At 72.9% G+C, this 20,415-nt stretch carries 15 protein-coding genes; 8 read left to right on the top strand and 7 right to left on the bottom strand.

Going from position 1 to position 20,415, the window contains the following annotated elements; all coding sequences use genetic code 11:
* Nucleotides 1-230 precede the first annotated feature (230 nt).
* Together QSK31_RS29305 and QSK31_RS29300 are read right to left on the bottom strand one after the other, a co-directional pair.
* Entirely contained in the window at nt 231-1,325 is a 1,095-nt protein-coding gene (locus tag QSK31_RS29305) for a sensor histidine kinase (RefSeq protein ID WP_285687703.1), read from the bottom strand.
* Nucleotides 1,322-1,984, bottom strand: coding sequence for a response regulator transcription factor (locus QSK31_RS29300; protein ID WP_285687701.1), 663 nt, complete (start codon nt 1,982-1,984; stop codon nt 1,322-1,324). Before QSK31_RS29300 ends, QSK31_RS29305 begins: the two co-directional genes overlap by 4 nt.
* Nucleotides 1,985-2,103: 119 nt before the next feature.
* Between QSK31_RS29300 and QSK31_RS29295 the strand changes: the two genes are divergently transcribed.
* Genes QSK31_RS29295 through QSK31_RS29285 form a run of 3 tightly spaced genes read left to right on the top strand, consistent with a single transcriptional unit; the run spans nt 2,104 to nt 5,038 of the window.
* Nucleotides 2,104-2,838 (top strand): ABC transporter ATP-binding protein, encoded by a 735-nt coding sequence (locus QSK31_RS29295; RefSeq protein ID WP_285687700.1) that lies wholly within the window; start codon nt 2,104-2,106, stop codon nt 2,836-2,838.
* Complete coding sequence (locus QSK31_RS29290) at nt 2,835-4,277, top strand: ABC transporter permease subunit (protein ID WP_285687699.1); 1,443 nt, start codon at nt 2,835-2,837, stop codon at nt 4,275-4,277. Before QSK31_RS29295 ends, QSK31_RS29290 begins: the two co-directional genes overlap by 4 nt.
* Nucleotides 4,274-5,038 (top strand): ABC transporter permease subunit, encoded by a 765-nt coding sequence (locus QSK31_RS29285; protein ID WP_285687698.1) that lies wholly within the window; start codon nt 4,274-4,276, stop codon nt 5,036-5,038. Before QSK31_RS29290 ends, QSK31_RS29285 begins: the two co-directional genes overlap by 4 nt.
* 821 nt (nt 5,039-5,859) lie before the next feature.
* Here QSK31_RS29285 and QSK31_RS29280 read toward each other — a convergent pair.
* The 4 genes from QSK31_RS29280 to QSK31_RS29265 all read right to left on the bottom strand — a co-directional run bounded on the left by QSK31_RS29280 (nt 5,860) and on the right by QSK31_RS29265 (nt 10,288).
* Nucleotides 5,860-7,101 carry a glycosyltransferase 87 family protein gene (locus tag QSK31_RS29280; protein WP_285687697.1) on the bottom strand — a complete coding sequence of 414 codons (1,242 nt, stop codon included), beginning with the start codon at nt 7,099-7,101 and terminating at the stop codon, nt 5,860-5,862.
* Complete coding sequence (locus QSK31_RS29275) at nt 7,098-8,093, bottom strand: hypothetical protein (RefSeq protein ID WP_285687696.1); 996 nt, start codon at nt 8,091-8,093, stop codon at nt 7,098-7,100. Before QSK31_RS29275 ends, QSK31_RS29280 begins: the two co-directional genes overlap by 4 nt.
* Nucleotides 8,090-8,608: an RNA polymerase sigma factor gene (locus QSK31_RS29270; protein ID WP_285687695.1), complete on the bottom strand. Its 519-nt coding sequence runs from the start codon at nt 8,606-8,608 to the stop codon at nt 8,090-8,092. Before QSK31_RS29270 ends, QSK31_RS29275 begins: the two co-directional genes overlap by 4 nt.
* Nucleotides 8,609-8,713: 105 nt before the next feature.
* Nucleotides 8,714-10,288: a protein kinase domain-containing protein gene (locus QSK31_RS29265; RefSeq protein ID WP_285687694.1), complete on the bottom strand. Its 1,575-nt coding sequence runs from the start codon at nt 10,286-10,288 to the stop codon at nt 8,714-8,716.
* A gap of 193 nt (nt 10,289-10,481) precedes the next feature.
* Here QSK31_RS29265 and QSK31_RS29260 point away from each other — a divergent pair, with 193 nt between their 5' ends.
* Nucleotides 10,482-12,443: a beta-galactosidase gene (locus QSK31_RS29260; RefSeq protein ID WP_285687693.1), complete on the top strand. Its 1,962-nt coding sequence runs from the start codon at nt 10,482-10,484 to the stop codon at nt 12,441-12,443.
* A 13-nt stretch (nt 12,444-12,456) separates the two neighbouring features.
* Here the strand turns inward: QSK31_RS29260 and QSK31_RS29255 are convergent, their stop codons facing one another.
* Nucleotides 12,457-13,491, bottom strand: coding sequence for a zinc-binding dehydrogenase (locus QSK31_RS29255; protein WP_285687692.1), 1,035 nt, complete (start codon nt 13,489-13,491; stop codon nt 12,457-12,459).
* Nucleotides 13,492-13,591: 100 nt separating this feature from the next.
* Between QSK31_RS29255 and QSK31_RS29250 the strand changes: the two genes are divergently transcribed.
* The 4 genes from QSK31_RS29250 (at nt 13,592) to QSK31_RS29235 (ending at nt 20,310) form a co-directional block, all read left to right on the top strand.
* Nucleotides 13,592-14,431 (top strand): helix-turn-helix transcriptional regulator, encoded by an 840-nt coding sequence (locus QSK31_RS29250; protein ID WP_352244508.1) that lies wholly within the window; start codon nt 13,592-13,594, stop codon nt 14,429-14,431.
* A gap of 56 nt (nt 14,432-14,487) precedes the next feature.
* A complete protein-coding gene (locus QSK31_RS29245) occupies nt 14,488-17,910 on the top strand; it encodes a family 78 glycoside hydrolase catalytic domain (RefSeq protein ID WP_285687691.1) in 3,423 nt (1,140 codons plus the stop codon).
* A 353-nt stretch (nt 17,911-18,263) separates the two neighbouring features.
* Nucleotides 18,264-19,739, top strand: a complete 1,476-nt coding sequence (locus QSK31_RS29240) for a glycoside hydrolase family 31 protein (protein WP_285687690.1) — start codon at nt 18,264-18,266, stop codon at nt 19,737-19,739.
* Nucleotides 19,740-19,755: 16 nt separating this feature from the next.
* A complete protein-coding gene (locus QSK31_RS29235; RefSeq protein ID WP_285687688.1) occupies nt 19,756-20,310 on the top strand; it encodes a redoxin domain-containing protein in 555 nt (184 codons plus the stop codon).
* Nucleotides 20,311-20,415 lie beyond the last annotated feature (105 nt).

Genomic DNA, 20,415 nt, shown 5'->3' with positions numbered 1-20,415 from the left:
GTCGCGGGTCACCACGGCACGCGACGGCCACGCACGAACGGCCTCGCTCACCGAGACGCCCGGCACGGCCACGCACGACCGGCCTCGCTCACCGAGACGCCCGGCACGGCCGCGTTCCGGCGCCCGTCTCGCCGCGCTCCTCCTGGATGTGGATCTCGTGCCGTCGCGCACCTCCGCAGGCGACGTATTCCTCTGTGGACGACGGCCCGCCGACGCGACGGACGCGTGACTCAGCGCCCCGGCCACCGGACGGTGACGGTCAGGCCGCCTTCGGCGCGGGCGGTGGTGGTGAGGGTCGCGTGGTGCGCCCGGGCGACGGCGCTGACGATGGCCAGGCCGAGCCCGTAGCCGTCGCCGCGGCTGTGCCGGTCGGGGGCCAGGCGCTGGAACGGCTGGTAGAGGCGCTCGATCTCGTCGGCGGGGACGACCGGGCCGCTGTTGGCGACGGTGAGGACGGGCTGCGTACCCAAGATCTGGGTGGTGATCTTGACGTGCCCCTCCGGGCGGTTGTGGCGGAGCGCGTTGTCGACGAGGTTGGCGACGAGGCTCTCGATCAGTCTCGGGTCGCCTGCCGTCACCGCGGGCGCCAGGACGTCGGTCAGGTCGACGCCGGTTGCCTGGGCGCGGCGGGTGACGAGCACCTGCCGGACGACGTCGGCGAGGTCGACCGGGTCGCGGCGGGTGACGCCCCGCTCGCTCGTGGCCAGGGCCAGCAGCGCCTGGACGAGCCGTTCCTGGTGGCCGCCGAGGGCCAGGGCCTCCGCGCAGGCCGAGCGCAGGGCCGCGGCGTCGGCGTCCGGGTCGGCGAGGGCGACCTCGAGGAGGGTGCGCTGGCCGGCGAGGGGCGTACGCAGCTCGTGCGAGACGTTGGCGACGAAGTGCCGCTGCGCGTCGAACGACGCCTGCAGCCGGGCGAAGAGGTCGTCGAGGATGCCGCCCAGCTCGGTCAGCTCGTCGGCGGGTCCGCCGAGGTTGAGCCGGTGGTGGAGGCTGCCGGCCGAGATGGCGGTGGCGGTCGCGGTGATGGCCCGCAACGGCCGCAGGAAGCGACCGGCGACGAACCAGCCGGCGACCAGCGCGACCGGGATCAGGACGGCGATCGCGGCGGCCGAGCCGATCAGGATCTGGCGCGGGCCGATCCCGTTGCCGGCACCGGTGATCGTGGCCGGAACCTGGCTGTCGACGGGAACGGTCGACTGGAGACCGGCCAGCGGAACGGTCGCGACGGCGAGCACCACGATCCCCGCCGCGAAGATGCCCGCGGCGTAGGACAGCGCGAGCCTCGTCTGCAAAGACCGTCCGGTGAGCGGCCGGGCGCCGGTCACGACGGCCCGATCCGGTAGCCGCCCTCGCGGACGGTCTCGATCACCGGCGGGTCGCCGAGCTTTCCCCGCAACCGGTGCATGGTGTGCTTGACCGCGGACGTGAACGGGTCGGCCGCCTCGTCCCACACCCGTTCGAGCAGTTCCTCGGCGGACCGGACCTGGCCGGGCGACCCCAGCAGACACTCCAGGAGCGCGAACTCCTTCGGGCTGAGCTCGAGACGCCGACCGGCGCGGGACGCCACCCGGCGAGCCGGATCCAGGGTGATGTCCCCGCAGGAAAGGGTGGGCGGAAGCGGCGGGGTGGCCCGGCGTGCCAGGGCCCGGACCCGGGCGACCAGCTCGGCGAAGGCGAACGGCTTGGGCAGGTAGTCGTCCGCGCCGAGGCTGAGCCCGTCCACCCGGTCCTCGATGGCGCCGGCCGCGGTCAGCATCAGCACCCGGACGTCGGAGCGGTCGCCGACGAGCCGGCGGCAGATCTCGTCGCCGTGCACGCCGGGCAGGTCGCGGTCGAGGATCACCACCTCGTAGCGGGTGACGGCCAGCCGGTCGAGGGCGTCGGTCCCGTCCAGCACGACATCGACGGCCATGCCCTCGCGGCGCAGCCCGGTACCGATGGAGCGGGCGAGGACCTCGAAGTCCTCGACGACCAGGACCCTCACCGCCGCGCTTTTCGAATCTCGTCGGGCACCATGCGCCCACGATGCCAGTTCCCCGGTCGCAGCCGGGTCGCAACCGCTGCGACCGTGCTGGAACCGGGTGCCGCGTACAAATCGTCGGCATGAGTTCATCAGCGACCGTCGTCGTCGCCGGGCTGCGCAAACGGTACGGCGCCACCCTGGCCCTCGACGGCATGTCCTTCACCGTCCGCCCCGGCGTGGTGACCGGCTTCGTCGGGCCGAACGGGGCCGGGAAGTCCACCACCATGCGGGCGATCCTGGGCCTGACCTCGGTCGAGGCGGGCACCGCGCTCGTCGGCGGCAAGCCGTACCGCGGTCTCCGGCACCCGCTGACCCACCTCGGTTCGCTGCTGGACGCGGCGGCGCCGCACCCCGGCCGGAGCGCCCGCAACCACCTGCTCTGGCTGGCGCATTCGCAGGGACTGCCGGCCCGGCGGGTGGACGAGGTGATCGAGCTGGCCGGCCTGACCCCGGCGGCCCGGCGAAAGGCCGGCGGCTACTCCCTCGGCATGCGCCAGCGGCTCGGGATCGCCGCGGCCCTGCTGGGCGATCCGCCGATCGTGATGCTCGACGAGCCGTTCAACGGCATGGACCCGGACGGCATCATCTGGATGCGCGGCCTGCTGCGGTCGCTCGCCGCCGAGGGCCGCGCCGTCCTGGTGTCCAGCCACCTGATGAGCGAGGTGCAGCACATCGCGGATCATCTCGTCGTCGCCGGGCGTGGCCGGACCATCGCCGACGCCGGCGTGGCCGAGCTGCTCGGTGACCGCGCCAGCCTCGAGGACGTCTACCTGGAGCTGACCCGCGAGGCCGTCGAATTCCGGACGCCGCGATGAAGTTGCTGCGCGCGGAATGGACCAAGTTCCGGACGGTTCCGGGCTGGGTGACCGGCGTCGTGACGGCCGGGCTCCTGCTGGTGCTGGTCGCCCTGCTCGCCGGTGTGAGCAGCGATCAGAAGGGTGCGCCACCCGTCCCGACCGGCCCGGATGGTGGGCCGGTCACCGACAGCTTCTACTTCGTGCACCGGTCGCTGGCCGGCGACGGCAGCATCACCGTCTCCGTCCCGGCCCTCACGACCAGCGTCCCCGCCGGCATCGGAGACCTGCGGCCCGGCGTCGTGCCGTGGGCGAAGGCCGGGCTCATCCTGAAACAGAACACCCGGCAGGGATCCGCCTACGCGGCGATCATGGTCACCAGCAGCCACGGCGTGCGGATGCAGGACAACTACGTCAATGACACGGCCGGCCCGGCTGTCCGCTGGCTGAGGCTGGACCGTGCCGGCGACGAGATCACCGGATCCGCCTCCGCCGACGGCACCCGCTGGACCAAGGTCGGCACCGTACGGGTGAAGCTCGGACCGGCCGCTCTCGGCGGGCTGTTCGTCGCGTCCCCGCAGGATGTCGTCGGCCTGGGCACGCGCGGCAGCGTGTCCACCGCCGCGTTCGAGAATCTGCGGACCCGAGGCCGCTGGACAGCAGGCGCCTGGGCCGGCGAACACGTGGGTGCCGAGTCCCCGACCTTCGCCGGCTATCCCGAGAACACGTCCGGTTCGTTCACCGAGCCGGGCGGCGGATTCCAGGTGACCGGCGCCGGCGACATAGCGCCGGCCGTGCGCGACTCCCTGCCGACCGGCGGTGCCCTGGACAACATCCTCACCGGTACGTTCGCCGCACTGATCGCGGTGATCGTCGTGGCGGCGCTGTCCATCACCTCGGAGTACCGGACGAAGCTGATCCACGTCACCCTGGCCGCCGCCCCGGGGCGAAGCCAGGTGCTGCTGGCCAAGGCGCTCGTGCTGGGATGCGTCACGTTCGTCGCGGGCGTGGCGGGGACGGCCGTCGCGGCGCCGCTGGGAATACGGCTCGCCCAGGCCAACGGCGTGTTCATCTTCCCGGTGCCGTCCCCGCTCCGGGTGGCGCTCGGCACCGGGGCGCTGCTCGCCGTCGCCGCCATCCTGGCCCTGTCGATCGGCGCCGTCCTCCGAAGCAGCGCGGGCGCGGTCACCACCGTCATCGTGGCCATGGTCCTGCCGTACCTCCTGGTCGCCAACCCGTTCATGCCCGCCGGCGTGGCGATCTGGCTGACTCGCGTGACACCGGCCGCCGCCTTCGCCGTCCAACAGACGCTGGTGCAGTATCCGCAGGTCGCCAGCCACTACACGCCCTACAACAGCTACTACCCGCTGGCGCCGTGGGCCGGCCTGGCCGTCCTGGCCGCCTACGCGGTCGCCGGCCTGGCCGTGGCCGCGGTCGTCCTCCACCGGAGAGACGCATGAGGTCGGCCCTGCACGCCGAATGGACAAAGCTGCGAACCGTCGCCGCCCCCGCCTGGCTGCTGCTCGGCATGATCGCGGCGACGGTGGCCCTGAGCGCCGTGGCGACCTCGGTGGTCACCTGCGGGCCCTCCGGCTGCGGCGGCGACCCGGCCAGGACCGGCCTGCTCGGCGTCCAACTCGGCCAGGCGCTCGCCGCCATCCTGGGCGTGCTCGTGGTCAGCGGCGAGTTCAGCTCGGGCATGTTCCGCACCACCCTGACCGCGATCCCGCGCCGGGCCACCGTCCTCACGGCCAAGGCGGTCACCCTCACCGGCGCGGTCGCCGTCGCCGCAACCGCCGCGGTCCTCGGCTCGCTGCTGGCCGGAAGGCTCATCCTGCACCGCCGCGGCTTCCCGGCCCCGGCCCCCGCCTTGTCCGACGGCCCGGTCCTGCGCGCCACCACCGGGTCGATCCTCTACCTGACCCTGATCGCCCTGCTCGCCCTCGGCGTCGCCGCCGTCCTGCGCGACTCCGCAACCAGCATCGGGGTCGTCCTCGCCCTGCTCTACCTGCTGCCCATCCTCGCCCAGGCGATCGGCGACCCGCACTGGCAACGCCTGCTCGAGCGGACCGCGCCGATGAGCGCCGGCCTCACCGTCCAGGCGACGACGGACCTCGACAGCCTGCCCCTGAGTCCATGGGCCGGCCTCGGCGTCACCGCCGCGTGGGCCGCCGCAGCCCTGGTGGTCGGCGGCTTATCCACCGCCAGACGGGACATCTGAGCGACCGTCCACACCCGACAGATGGCAGTCGGCAACCGTCCGTCCGCGGTGAAGGTCTGTGTGGGCTCGCATTGCCGGGTATTTCAGTGCCTGCCCGCGCTGCCGGCACTTTCGCCGGCGTGGGGTCTCGCAGGGCGTGCCAGGCGCCCCGGTGCCTGCTCACCGTCGCTGCCGCCGCTCGCGGCCCTGGCCGGACGCGGCCCCGGCCGGACGCGGCCCTGGCCGGACGCGGCCCTGGCCGGACGCGGCCCGAGTGGCAGGACGCGGCACGAGTGGCAGGACGCGGCACGAGTGGCAGGACCAAGCACGCAGTGGTGGGACAGTGCGGCATCCGGGCCGTAACAGCGCCCTGAGCTACCACGATCCGCGCGCGTGGTAGCGGAGAGCGGTCAGCCGGTTCCGGACAGCGCCCAGTCCTACCACCGGCCGCGCGATCGGTCGGCCTGAGCGGTCGGGCCTGGCCGCCCCCGGCCCGAGATGCCGCCTTCGGCTACCACCCGCCCGCCCAGCTACCACTGGCGCTCCCGGCTACCACCGTGGCTGGCGGCTACCACCGGGAGTGGGCAACCCGGCCGCCTGGCAACCCGGCGAGACCCCCGCGCCCGCGAATGGCGGCAGCCAGGTCGAGCGGGCACCCGGGCGCCTGGCAACCCGGCGAGACCCCCGCGCCCGCGAATGGCGGCAGCCAGGGTGAGCGGGCACCCGAGCGCCTGGCAACCCGGCGAGACCCGACGCTCGCGAAAGCGCCGGCAGCGCGGGCAAGCACCGGAAAGACCCGGCAATGCGAGCCCGCACAGACCTCCACCGCAAAGAGTCGCTGGTCAGGCGTTCTGCGCCGACAAGGCCGGCAGACGGACGGCGGGGACATCGGCCGAGCGGATCGGAAGCCGGAAGACGAGCACGAGCATCATGAGCACGAAGGTGTCGGCCGCCAGCGCGCTGACCACTCCCCCGGCGGACGCGGCGACGGAGGTGACGGAGGTGACGGAAGCGACGGAAGCGACGGAGGTGACGGAGGTGACAGAAGCCGCGGAGATGGCGGAAGCGGCAGCGAAGGAGGCGGCGCCGGAAGACGCGGCGGGATCGACCCACCAGATCGGCGACAGGAGGGCGAGCGCATAGCAGGCCGCGGCCCCGATCCGGTGACGGCGCAGCGGCGACCGGGCCAGCGCGATCAACGCCACCGGCAGGAAGACCAGGTGGTGGGTCCAGGCGACCGGCGTGATCAGGTTGGCGGTGAGGCCGGTCAGGGCCAGCGCCGTCACCTCGTCCCCGGCGGCGTGGGCCCGCGCCGCCCGGTGCAACCCGGCCACCACCGCGGCCAGGCACAGCAGCAGCCAGCCGGTGCGCGGGACCGTGTGGTCGGCGGACACCCGGGCCAGCAGCCCGGCCAGCGACTGGTTGGCGACGGCATCCGCGGCGCCGACGCGGGCGGTCTCCCACATCAGGAAGCCGAAGTACTGCATGGTCTCGCGCGGCGCGATCAACCCGGCCGCGACGGTGAGCAGCGCGCTGGTCCCGGCTGCCACGCCCGCCGCGCGCCAGCGGCGGGTCGCCAGCAGGTAGACGATGAACAGGCCGGGCGTCAGCTTGATCGCGGTGGCGATGCCGATGCCGACGCCGGTCCAGCGGGAGCCGGCCCGGCCGAGCAGCAGCAGGTCGGCCACGACCAGCGCGAACAACAGCAGGTTCACCTGGCCGAGGCCGAGGGTCTGCCGGACGGGTTCGGTCGCCAGGGCGGCCACCACCCCGACGATCAGGAGCTTTCCGCGTACGAGGAGGCCGAGCGTGCCCGCGAGGGCGAGCAGGCTGAGCACGGTGATCAGCCAACCGGCTACCTGCAGCGGGACCAGGGCGGCCGGCACGATCATCAGCGCGGCGAACGGCGGGTACGTGAAGCCGAGCGCCCCGCGTACCGGAGCGTGGTAGCCGTAGAGGTCTCCTCCGGCCAGCCACCAGCGGACCGCGCCCTGGTAGATGGCCATGTCGAAGAACCGGTAGTGCCGGTCGAAAGCCCAGGCCACAACGGGTACGACCAGGAGCAGGAGCCACCGGCGGCTCATGGGGTGCCGGTGCGGCGCAGGTCGGTGACGGCGGTGCTGTACTGCACGGTTCCGGGGGCCAGCGTGCGGTTGGCGGGACCGGGCCGGCGGACGACGGCCTGGGTGAAGCCGATCCGGTCGGTGCCGGCGAGCAGGAAGATCTGCCAGTCGACGAGGCCGTAGCGGACCGTCTCGCCGGTGTACGCGAGGCCGACGGCCGGTCGGCCGGTGGGGTCGGTGGCGTCGGCGAGGGTGCGTACCCCGGTGACCCCGGCCAGGGTACGGAAGACCTTCGCCCGGTCGGCGCCGCTGAGCGACGTGGTGAACGGCTCCAGCAGGCGGGTGCACTCGCGGAACAGCCAGCCCTGCGCGTCGGCCGGGCCGGGCGTGACCCCGTCGATCATGGCGGCGGCCGCGGCGGGCGGGTCGTCGGGCAGGCCGGACACGTCGCCGCCGAACTCGGGCTCCTCGGCGAGATCCGGCGCCAGGTCCTTGAAGCGGGGTACCTCGGGTGAGCCGTCGCGGCGGTAGGCCGTGGCGTCGCGAGCGCTCACCGGGCGTACCGAGAACCCCTGATCCCCCAGCGTGAGCCAGCCCTCCCCGGGGTGACCGTCGGCGGGTTGCACGGCCTCGACGGAGTCGACCCGGATGACGTCGTAGCCGCCTGCCGAGTCCACGTGCACCACCCGCGCGGTCGTGCCGGTGACGTGCATGAACTGGCCCTGGTCGGCGCCCCGGCCGGCCATGTTGGCGGCGGCGAAGAAGACGTCCGACGGCGCCGCGATCGACGGTGCGGGCGGCGGGGGCGGCGATGGGCGCACCGCGTAGGTGACCGCGCCGGCGATCAGGACCAGCGCGGCCGCGGCCGGCACCAGACGCCGGGACGAGCGGCGCGGCGGCTCCGCGGCCAGCACGGTACGCAGGCAGAACTGCGCCTGCGATGACCCGGGCGGGAGCGGCTGCGGCACCGGATTGGCGGCGGCCAACCGGCGCATGGCGTCCACTTCGTTCATGCCGAACGCACCTTCCCAGCGAGATCCTCGGCGTCGGACATTTCCAGCAGGCGGGTCAACCGGCGCCGCGCCCGGTGCACCCGCACCTTGAACGCGACCACCGTGCAGCCCAGGACGGTCGCGGCGGCCTCGTTGTCCAGGCCCTCCCAGCCGATCAGCAGCAGCGCCTCCCGGTCGGCGGCGGTGAGCCGCAGCAACGCCTGCCGGAGCCCGGTGTCGGTGATCACCGAGAGGGCGTGGTCGGGTTCCTGCTCGATGCCGTGCCCGGCGATCTTCTCGGCGACCCGGGTCTGGCGCCGGTCCGCGCGGAGTTCGTTGGCCAGGCAGTTGAGGGCCACCCGGTAGAGCCACGGGAGCGGCTGGTCGGGCAGCCGGTCGATGTGCCGCCACGCGGTGGTGAAGGTGTCCGCGACCACGTCGTGCGCCCGGCCGGGATCGATGCGCCGCGCGACGAAGGCGAGCACCAGTGGGTAGTGCTCACGGAACATGGCCGTGAACCGTTCCTGCCCGCTCATCCGACCCCCCTCGCCGCCGATCCTCACCTCCTTCAGGTCCGGCAGGCGGTTCCGGGTTACTACGGGGATCGATCCGTTATCGGGGCGTGACAGTGCGGGCGCTTGTCAGCGGACCTCGACCTCCCACAGGGAGAAACCGTAGACGTTGCTCCGGGTGACGCAGTAGACCCGGACGTAGCGCGCGGGCGCCTTGTCCGCCTGGACGGTGACGACGCCGCCGGTGGCGGACGTGGTGGAGTAGACCGACGTCCACTTCTTGCCGTCGGTGGACAGCTCGACCCGGTACGCGACGGCGTACGCGTGCTCCCAGCGCAGCGTGACCTCGCTGATCTGCCAGCGGGCGCCGAGGTCGACCTTCCACCATTCGGGCTCGCCGAAGCCGCTGCCCCAGCGGCTCCCCACGTCCCCGTCGTTGGCCAGGGACGCGGCCCAATGGTCGCTCTCCACGCTGGAGGCGGTGGCCGGGCGGCCGAGGGCGAGGTTGCGGCGTCCCGAGTTGGGCGATGCCTTGGAGCCGGCCGGTGCCGTGGCCGGCGCCTTGGTGGTGCCGCCGGCGGCAAGGGGCGACGGTTTGACGGCGCCCGGCCGCGGCGCCCCCGACACGGGCGACGACGGCGCCGCGGCCGACGGGGCGACGAGGGCCGGCGCCGACGGCGGGACGGCCGCGGGCACGGCCGGGGACGAGCCCGCCGACGGGAGCGACAGAGCCGTGTCCGGGGAGCCGTCGGGCCGGGAGACCGTCAGGCCGAGCGTGGCGGCGACCGCCGCGAGCACGAGGACGGCGGCGGTCACCAGGAGAACCCGCCGGCGCCCCGGCTTGCGCGCGACCGGCGGCGCGGCGACCGGGACCGGTTCGCCGTCGAGCAGGCTGAGCAGTTCGGCGGCGGTCGGGCGCTCCGCCGGGTCCTTGGCGAGCGCGCGCCGCACCGGCTCCTGCAGGTCGCCCGGCAGCCCTTCCAGTCGTGGCGGCTGCGTCATGATGCGCGCCGCCGTGGCCTGGGGCGAGTCGCCGCGGAACGGCGTGCGCCCGGTGCCCGCGTACCCGATCAGGCAGCCCCAGGCGAAGATGTCGGCCGCCGGCGTCAAGGGGATGTCGGGGTCGGCGGAGAACCGCTCCGGCGCCATGTAGGCCACGGTCCCGACCATCATGTCGGTCCGGGTGTGCTGGCTGGTGACCTCGAACGGCCGGGCGATGCCGAAGTCGATGACCCGCGGCCCGTCCGCCGCGAGCAGCACGTTGCCCGGCTTGAGGTCGCGGTGGATGACGCCGGCGCCGTGGATCCCGGCGAGCGCGGTGGCCGCCCCGACGGCCAGCGAGCGCAGCGCGTCCGGCGCCAGTGGCCCGGCCTCGCCGACCACCTCGGCCACGCTGGGCCCGTCGACGTACTCGACGACCAGGTAGGGCGGCTGATGGTCGAGGTCGGCGTCGAGGAACGCGGCGGTGCAGTACGCGGGCACCTGGCGCGCCCGGCCGACCTCGCTGCGGAAGCGTCCCCGCACCTCCGGGTCGGCGACCAGCCCGGCGTGGATCAGCTTGATCGCGACCGGGGTGCCGGCCGATGTTTCGGCGAGGTAAACGACGCCCATGCCACCGGCGCCCAGCCTCCCGGCCAGCCGATACTTCCCGAGGCGCTCGGGGTCGGACGGGTTCAGCGGACCCACGCGGCGGGCGTCGACCATTCGTAGCACTCCCCAGCACGGTCCACAGTGACGTCCGGTTATACCGTGCGCGGAAGCGCTCCCACAACAAGATCGAAAAGTCTGCCCTGATACCCCCGTCCCACGTGGTGGAAATGGTCATCCGCCCCGACGGTCTGAAAGCATGGCGGCGAAGATCCGCGACGTACGGCACGGAACAGGGGTTCAAGGTCAAGTGAGTCAGTCACGATGGTTGCGCCGGACCGGTGCGGCCCGCCTGGAGTTCGGCGCGGACTACAACCCGGAGCAGTGGCCGCGAGAGGTGTGGGACGACGACGCCCGGGCGATGCGTACGGCCGGCGTGACCATCGTGACACTCGGCGTGTTCTCCTGGGCGCTGCTCGAACCCGCCGAGGGCGAGTACGACTTCGGCTGGCTCGACGACGCCATGGACCTGATGCACGTCAACGGGATCGCGGTGGACCTCGCCACGGCCACGGCGTCACCGCCGCCCTGGCTGACCACCAAGCACCCGGAGATCCTGCCGGTGACCGCGGACGGGGTGACGCTCTGGCCCGGCGGGCGGCAACAGTGGCGGCCGACGTCGGCGGTCTTCCGTACGCATGCGCTGAGATTGACCCGCGCGATGGCCGAGCGGTACGGCGGCCACCCGGCGCTGGTCGCCTGGCACGTCTCCAACGAGCTCGGCTGCCACAACATCTACGACTACTCGGACGACGCGGCCGCGGCCTTCCGCCTCTGGCTGCGCGAGCGCTACGCCACGCTGGACGCGCTGAACGCCGCCTGGGCCACCGCGTTCTGGTCGCAGCATCTCAGCGCCTGGGAGCAGGTCCTGCCGCCGCGCACCGCCGCGTCCTTCCCCAACCCGACGCAGCAGCTGGACTTCAAGCGGTTCTCCTCGGACGCGTTGAAGGACCACCTGCGCGCCGAGCGGGCCGTGCTGCGCGAGGTCACGCCGGACGTGCCGGTCACCACGAACTTCATGGTGATGGGCGAGACCAAGGGCATGAACTACGCGGACTGGGCCGCCGAGGTCGACTTCGTCAGCAACGACCACTACGTCCAGCCCGGTCCGCAGGGCCGCGACGAGCTGTCGTTCTCGGCCAACCTGACCGGCGGCCTCGCGGGCGGCCGGCCGTGGTTCCTGATGGAACACTCCACCAGCGCGGTGAACTGGCAGCCGGTGAACGTGGCGAAGCGCCCCGGCGAGCTGGCCCGAGACTCGATGACCCACGTGGCGTACGGCGCGGACGCGGTCTGCTACTTCCAGTGGCGGCAGTCCGCGGCCGGCGCTGAGAAGTACCACTCCGGGATGATCCCGCACGCCGGCGAGGACAGCACGTTGTTCCGGGCGGTCGCCGACCTGGGCAAGCGGCTGGGCGACCTGGCGCCGCTGGCCGGGACGCCGCGGACGCCCGCCCGGGCGGCGATCCTGTTCGACTGGGAGTCGTGGTGGGCCGCCGAGGCGGACTCGCACCCGACGGACCGGCTGCGCTACCGCCAGGAGGCGCTGGACTGGTACACCGCGTTCCTGGACCTGGGCGTCCGCGCCGACGTGCTGCCCGTGGCGGCGCCTCTTGACGGGTACGACCTGGTCGTCGCGCCGATCCTGCACGTGGTGCCGGCCTCTCTCGCATCCCGGCTGACAGCGTTCGTGCAAGCGGGCGGCCACCTCGTCGCCACGTACTTCTCCGGCGTGGTGGACGAGAACGACCACGTCTGGCTGGGCGGCTACCCCGGACCGTTGCGGGACCTGCTCGGCATCCGCATCGAGGAGTTCGCTCCCCTGCTGGACGACGAGCGGGTGACCTTGGACAACGGCAGCACCGGCACGCTCTGGACCGACCGCATCGACGTCAGCACCGAGGACGTCGAGGTCCTGGCCCGGTACACCACCGGTGACCAGGCGGGCCGGCCCGCGGTGACCTGGAATCCGACTGCCGGGGGTGCGGCCGGATACGTGTCGACCAGGCTCGGCCCGCAGGGGCTGGCGACCGTGCTCGGCGAGTTCCTGAGCCGGGCCGGCATCGAGAGCGAGCTGCCACCGGACCAGCGCGGCAAGGTGGAACTCGCGATCCGCGGTGACTTCCACTTCCTGATCAACCGCACCGACGAGCCGATCGACCTGGGCGGCTACCTCCTCGCCGCCGACGGCGTGGTCGTCGTCAGGGAGTGAGTCAGAGAGTGAGTCAGGGAGTGATCAGGACCTTGAGCGCGTCCCGGCCGGCCATCGCACGGTAGCCGTCCGGGACGTCGTCGAGGCCCACCGCGCGGTCGAAGACCCGTCCCGGCCGGATCGCGCCGCTCAGGACGTCGGGCAGAAGCTCGTCGAGGTAGAACCGGACCGGGGCCGGACCGCCGCCGACCCGCAGGTTCTTGACCCAGGCGGCCATCGCCTGCGGCACGGCGGGATAGTGCGGCACGCCGACCCGGCCCACCCCGCCGCCGGGGCGGGCGATCTCGATCGCGGTCGAGGTGGACTCCTCGGTGCCCACGCACTCCAGCACGGCGTGCGCGCCGGTGCCGCCGGTCAGCTCGCGTACCCGCTCCCCCGCCTCCGCCCCGCGCTCGGGGACGACGTCGGTGGCGCCGAACTCGACCGCCAGCCCGGTGCGGCTGTGATGCCGGCCGAGCATGATGATCCGCTCGGCGCCCAGCCGCCGGGCCGCGATCACGCCGCACAGCCCGACCGCGCCGTCGCCGACGACCGCGACCGTGTGTCCTGGCCGGACACCCGCCACGACCGCGGCGTGGTGACCGGTGGCCATCACGTCGGACAGGGTCAGCAGCGAGGTCAGCAGGGTGTCGTCGGCATCGGCATCGACCCGCATCAGCGTGGCGTCGGCGTACGGAACCCGTACCGCCTCCGCCTGCGCACCCGCCCAGCCCTGCCGCCCGAAGAACCCGACGTTCTCACAGCCGGACAGCACGCCCTCCCGGCAGAACCGGCACGTGCCGTCGGTCGAGAACATCGGCATGACGACCAGGTCCCCACGCTTCAGCCCGCGCACCCCGGCGCCGGTGTCCTCGACGACGCCGACCGCCTCGTGACCCAGCGCCTGACCCTCGTCGCTGCGTTCCATCGCCGCGTAGGGCCAGAGGTCACTGCCGCAGACGCAGGAACGGACCACCCGGATGATCGCGTCGGCCGGATCGGAGATGACGGGGTCGGGGACCTCGGCGGTGCGGACATCGCCGGCCCCGTACATGTAGATCGCTTTCATGCCACCCACCGAAGCACCGATCCGGCCGCTCTGTGACACCCCGTCAGCGGTACCTCAGCAGGGTGCCCCAGAGCCCGGACGCACGGCCTACGCTGGTCGGATGATGGACGCGCGAGCCGAGATCCGGGAGTTTCTGGTCTCCCGCCGGGCCCGTCTGACGCCCGCGGACGTCGACCTGCCCACCTACGGCCGGCGGCGGGTTCCGGGGTTGCGGCGCGAGGAGGTCGCCGTGCTCGCCGGGATCAGCGTGCCGTACTACGCGCGCCTGGAACGCGGCGACATGAGCAAGGCCTCCCCCGGCGTGCTGGAGGCGCTGGCCCGGGCGCTGCGGCTGGACGAGGCCGAGCGCGCGCACCTCTTCGACCTGGCCCGTGCCCGCGCCCGTGCCGCCCCGGCCGCCGGCGACGCCACCACGGTACGGCCGGTGATCCGGCACCTGGTCGACGCGGTCACCGGCGCGGCCGCCTTCGTCGGGAACGACCGCCTCGACGTGCTGGCCGCCAACAGCCTCGGGCGGGTGCTGTGCCCGGGCATCGTCGCGAGCGGCAACCTGGCCCGCTTCGCCCTGCTCGACGCCGAGGCGCGGACGTTCTTCCGGGACTGGGACTCCGCCGCCGCCTCGGTGGTCGCCGACCTGCGCGCCGCGACCGGACGGCATCCGCGCGACCGGCGGCTCACCGGCCTGATCGGCGAGCTCGCCTCCCGCAGCGAAGAGTTCCGGGTCCGCTGGGCCGACCACGACGTCACCCTGTACCGCAGCGGCGTCAAGCGAATCCACCACCCTCTGGTCGGCGACCTCGAGCTCAACTACGAACAGCTCGACCTGCCCGCCGACCCCCGGATGATCATCTTCACGTTCAGTGCCGCACCGGAGACACCGGCGGCCGAGGCCCTCGCCTTCCTGGCCAGCTGGAGCAGCGTCCAGTCACGACAGTCCTAGCGCGAGCGTGAAACAGCGCGGTAACATACCGCCACTGAAGCGTTTCAATGCGACGAGTGGAGCACCCTTTGCTTGCCCATTTCGCGCTCGCCATCGTGCTCGTGCTCGCCCCGGCCCCGGCCCCGGCGTCGGCGTCGGCGTCGGCGTCGGCGTCGGCCGAGGGACTCACCGCCCATGACCTGCGGGTCGGCAACGTCGCCACGCCGCTCGGCATCGACGATCCGCGTCCGGCCCTGAGCTGGCGGCTACGGTCCGGCAAACGGGGCGACCGGCAGACCGCCTACCGGGTGCTCGTCGCCAGCCGGCCGGAACTGCTGGCCCGCCGCAGCGCCGACATCTGGGACAGCGGCCGGGTCGACAGCGCCGCCTCGGTGGCGGTCCCCTACGCCGGGCCCGCGCTGACGTCCGCGCGGCGGTACTACTGGACCGTCCAGGCGTGGGACGTCAACGGGCGCCCGTCGCCGCCCTCGCCGGTGTCCTGGTGGGAGACCGGCCTGCTGGACGCGACGGCCTGGTCCGGCGCCCGGTGGATCACGCCGGACGTCGGCGACGCGCACTCCTGGCGGGACCTCACGTTGGACGTCGACGTGACGATCAGGTCGGGGGCGGCGAGCCTGCTGTTCCGGGCCGCCGGGGCGGACACCTTCGCGATGTGGCAGATCAACGCGGTGACCCACCCGGGCCGGGTCATGCTGCGGCCGCACGTCAAGCGGCAGGGATCGTACGCGCTGCTCGGCGAGGTCGACCTGAGCCCGGTGCTGACGCCGGAGAACCTGACCGCGCCGCATCACGTACGGCTGCGGGCCGCCGGCGACACCGTCACCACCTGGATCGACGGCACCCAGGTCGACGTACGCAAACTGGATCTGGAAAGCCCGGGCACGATCGGTTTCCGGTCATCGTCCAGCCAGGGCGTCGCCGAGATCGCCCGGTACGACAACCTGGTGGTGCGCGACCTCGCCGGGACGGTGCTGTTCACCGACGACTTCGGGACCTCGCCGGACCCGCGGTTCCCCGGCGCGCCGGTGGTCGACGGCCAGTTGGAGCCGCGCGGCGACCCGACCCTGCTCGCCTCCGAGCCGGACGCCCCGATGCTGCGCAAGCCGTTCACCCTCGGCAAGCCGATCGCGAGCGCCCGGGCGTACACCTATGGCCTGGGTTTTGCCGAACTCCGGCTGAACGGCAGCAAGGTGGGTGACCGCGTGCTGACGCCGGCCAGCACCCCCTACGAGCGGCGGAACCTCTACGACGCCTACGACGTCACGGCGCTGCTGCGGCCGGGCGCCAACGCGGTCGGACTGTGGCTGGGCAACGGCTACGGGCCGCGGTTCAGCCCCTACGGCTTCCGGTGGCCCGGCCCGAAACAGGCGATCGTGCTGCTCGCCGTGACCTACGCCGACGGCACCCGGGCCACGATCGCGTCCGACGACTCGTGGCGCTGGGCGGACGGCCCGATCATCGCCAACGATCTCTACAGCGGGGAGAGCTACGACGCCCGGCTGGAGCAGGCCGGCTGGGACGGTCCGGGCTTCGACGACGCCGCCTGGCACCCGGTGCGGACCACCACGGCGCCCAGCCCGGTGCTCGCCGCGAACGACGCTCCCCCGATCCGGGTGGTGGACACGCTGCGGGCCGCCACGATCACGCAGCCGCGCCCGGGCGTCCACGTCTACGACTTCGGCCAGAACATCGCCGGGTGGCCACGGCTGCGGGTCGCCGGGCCGTCCGGCGTGACGGTTCTGATGCGTACGGCCGAAGAACTCGGTCCCGACGGCCGGCTGGACACGGCGACCAACCGCAACGCCGCATCCGCCGACGCGTACACCCTGAACGGGTCTCCCGGCGAGCAGGTCTATGAACCGCGCTTCACCTATCACGGCTTCCGCTACCTGGAGGTCACCGGTTTCCCGGGCACGCCGGGCCCGGACAGCGTGACCGCCCGGGTGGTGCACGCGGACGTGGCGCCGACCGGCACGATCGAGACCTCGGACCCGCTGCTGGACCGGATCTGGCGCAACAACCGCTGGGCGATCCTGAACAACTCGATGAGCCTGCCCACCGACACTCCCGTCCGGGACGAGCGGACCCCGCCCGGCATGGACGTGCAGGCGTATCACGCGGCCGCCGTCCGCGAGTTCGGGATGGAACGCTTCTACGCCAAGTACCTGCTGGACCTGCCGCCCGGGACGGCCCTGCCGAACGACGCCGGCAACGCGCAGCAGCCCGACATGGGTGGCGGCTCGGTCTCGCTGGCCTGGTCGCTCTACGAGCAGTACGGCGACCTGGCCCTGCTCGCCCGCGGCTACCCGGCCATGGCCGCGTTCGTCGACGCCAACGCCGAATCCCAGCCCGGCCTCATCTGGCCGGACAACCGTGGCTTCGGCGACTGGTGCCCGCCGGTTCGCGGCCCCGCCGCCCACGACGGCCAGGGCAGCCCGAGCACGGGCGAGTGCTTCAGTGAGCCGGCCATCGTGAACACGGCCTTGTCCTACCGCCAGGCCTCCGACACCGCCAAGGCCGCCGCCGCGCTCGGCCGGACCGCCGACGCGATCCGCTTCCGTCAGCTCGCGGCGGCGATCGCGAGCGCGTTCAACACCCACTTCCTCGACCCTTCCGGTACGCACTACGGCAGCGGCCGCCAGGTCACCAGCGTGCTGCCGCTCGCCTTCGGCATGGTCCCGGAGGACCGGGTCGCAGCGGTCGGCGCGTACCTCGCCGACCGGGTCCTGACCGCCGACCACGGACATCTGGACACCGGCATCTTCGGCACCCGGTACCTGGTCGACGCCCTCGCCCGGGCCGGCCGCATCGACGTGGCCGCCACGGTTCTGGGCGCCACCACCTACCCGGGCTTCGGCTACCAGATCGCCCGCGGAGCCACGACGCCATGGGAGCAGTGGACCTACGAGTCGAACATGGAGACCCACGACCACGCGATGTTCGCGGGCATCAACGCGACGCTCTACACGCAGTTCGCCGGCATCACGCCCGCGTCACCGGGCTACGCGTCGATCGCGGTCGCCCCGCAGGTCCCGCCCGGCCTGTCCCACCTGTCCGCGTCCCTCGACACGGTCCGCGGCACGGTCACCTCGTCGTGGACCAGCACCACATGCCGCTTCGAGCTGACGGTGACGGTTCCGGTCAACGCCACCGCCACGGTCTCGGTGCCGTTCGCCGGCCGGAAGGTCACCGCCACCGCCGGAGCCGTGCCGTCGGCCGGCGGCCGGCGCTTCGAGGTCGGTTCCGGCACGTGGCGCTTCACGGCCGACCGCTGCGCACGGGAAGATCAGCTGGTGCTCGACACCAGGAACTCGAATTCGTCGTGGTCGACGATCTGGTCCGCGTTCTTGTCGATAAAACCGTCAGGTGGAGGTCACCGTTGTAGGGCAGGTAGGAGACGTCAATCTTGTCCAGGACCTCTGAATAGCGAGCGATCCGGTTGCCGACCTTGTAGTTGTGGCCATCGTTACCGAGCTTGAGCTCGGGTGAACGCCACGACGTCACGGTGCGGCTGTCCAAGGGGGTCGGGACGCGCGGTGGCCGGGCCGACGTGTGGGGCCATCTCCCCGCTGGGGACCAGCATCACCTCCGTCGTACGGTCCGGCGATGCCGCGTCCCGCGGCACGTAGAGCACCGACCTCTTGGGCAGTGCCCGATGTCACGGACAGCGTCCTCAAGGTTCACCCGATCAACCCCAGATCTTGAATCCTCCCCGGCCACCCGGATGGGACAGATTGCGGAACGACCCGCCGCACGGGGCAGAAACCACGGAGGTCGATGGACGAGCAGACCTGAGTCCAAGATCTGTCAGGCCTGGGCTAGGGTCGGGTTCGTGCAGGTCGTGACGCTGGAGGACGGCGAGCGGTGGTGGGGCGGCGCGGTCGCCGACGGGACGGTGATGCCCTTCCGTGCGGGCCATCGCCGCGATCTGGGGTGGTCCGCGGGCAAGCCGGACGACCCGGCGCACGGGCCCAACCAGAGCGCTCCCCTGCTGCTCTCGAGCACTGGGCGCTACCTCTGGTCCGACCATCCGTTCGCGTTCACTTTCGGTGACGGCACGCTGGAAATCTCCGGCCGCGGCATCACCCTCGACCGGGCGGGCGCCTCCCTGGGGGACGCCTTCCGGGCCGCCTCCCGGCGCTTCTTCCCGCCGTCCGGCCGCGCGCCCGCCCGCGAGCTGTTCACCGGGCCGCAGTACAACACCTGGATCGAGATGCCTTACGAGCCAACCCAGAAGACCGTTCTCGGGTACGCCCGGCGCATCCTCGACGACGGCCTGCCGCCCGGCGTTCTGATGATCGACGACTGCTGGTCCCCCGGCTACGGCACGTGGCGTTTCGACCCGGCCCGGTTCCCCGACCCGCGCGGCATGATCGACCAGCTGCACGACCAGGGCTTCTCGGTGATGCTCTGGCTGGCGCCGTTCGTCAGCCCCGACTCGGCGACGTTCCGTGAGCTCGCCCGGCGCGGCCTCCTGGTCGGCGACCCCGCGATCGTCCAGTGGTGGAACGGCTGGAGCGCGGTGCTGGACGCCACCAACCCCGAGGCCGTCGCCTGGCTGCACGGCGAGCTGGACGCCCTGATCGCCGAGCACGGCGTGGACGGGTTCAAGTTCGACGCCGGAGACCTGCACTTCTACCCTGCCGACGGCCCTTCGCAGTCGGAGGCCTGGGCCCGGGCCGGCGAGCGCTACCCGTTCAACGAGTACCGCGCCTGCTGGAAGATGGGCGGCCGCCCGCTGGCCCAGCGCCTGCACGACAAGCCGTCGGCCTGGACCGGCGACGGGCTCGCCTCGCTGATCCCGGAGCTGATCGCGCAGGGGCTGATCGGCCACCCGTTCTCCTGCCCCGACATGATCGGCGGCGGCGAGCTCGGCGCGGTCGGCTTCGACGACCCGGAGTTCTTCGTCCGGTACGCCCAGGTCGCCGCCCTGTCCCCGATGATGCAGTTCTCCACCCTGCCCGACCGCGTCCTCGACGAACGCCACCGGGCCGCCGTCCGCACGGCCCTCGACATCCGCCGCGACCTGCTGCCGACCATCCTGGAGCTGGTCGATCGCGCGGCCGTCACCGGCGAGCCGATCATCCGCCCGATGGCCTACCACGACGCCGAGGAGGCGCCGGGCCAGTTCTTCCTCGGCCCCGACGTGCTCGTGGCGCCGGTTCTCGAGCCGGGCGCCACCGAGCGCACCGTGGCCATCCCGGCGGGCACGTGGCGCGCCGACGACGGCGCCACGGTCACCGGACCGGCCACGATCACCGTCCCGGTAACCCTGGACCGGATCCCACTTTTCCTATCTGCCAGATAGGTATTAGACTCGTGCCGTGACGACCGACCTTCGCGTTGACAGTCAGGCGTTCGCCCGCATCGTCGAGCGGGGCGCCCTGTGGAGCCGGATGGCCCGGGCGGGCGACCGGCTGCCGATCCAGCCGCTGATCGAGGTCGACCTGGGCCCGATCCACCTGGACCGCCTGCTGGACACCGGTCCCGTGGTCCTGCTGTTCGTCCGTTACGCGAGCTCACCGGCCTGCGCGGCCGCCCTGCGCGGTTACGCGACGACGCTGGCGCCGGCGCTGGCCGAGCGGGACGCCCACCTGGTGGCGGTCAGCCCCCAGCTGCCCGAGCGGCTGCGGCCCCTCAAGCAGGACTTCCTGGTCGCCTCCGACCCCCGGCACACCCTGATCGACGCCCTCAACCTCGGCTTCACCAGCCCCGGCGCCGACGTCATCCTCGGCACCCACCGCTCGGTCCTGCCCTTCGCCGCCGCCGTGGTCGCCGACCGCACCGGCCGGATCCGCCTCGCCGAGGTCCGCCCCGACTGGTCCGACCCGATCCCACCACGCCACATCAGCGAGGCCGTGCCCGCTGTCGTCCCCTGATCGACCCGCCACCGTCCCTGATGGACCCGTTGCCCGGACGCACCGTGGCCGACGCGGCCGACGACACCCGGGCCCTGGCCGGCTCGCACGGTTGGGAGCGGTTCG

The sequence above is a fragment of the Actinoplanes sp. NBRC 103695 genome (assembly GCF_030269485.1).
GTDB lineage: Bacteria > Actinomycetota > Actinomycetes > Mycobacteriales > Micromonosporaceae > Actinoplanes.
This window is presented reverse-complemented; position numbering and strand designations above follow the sequence as displayed.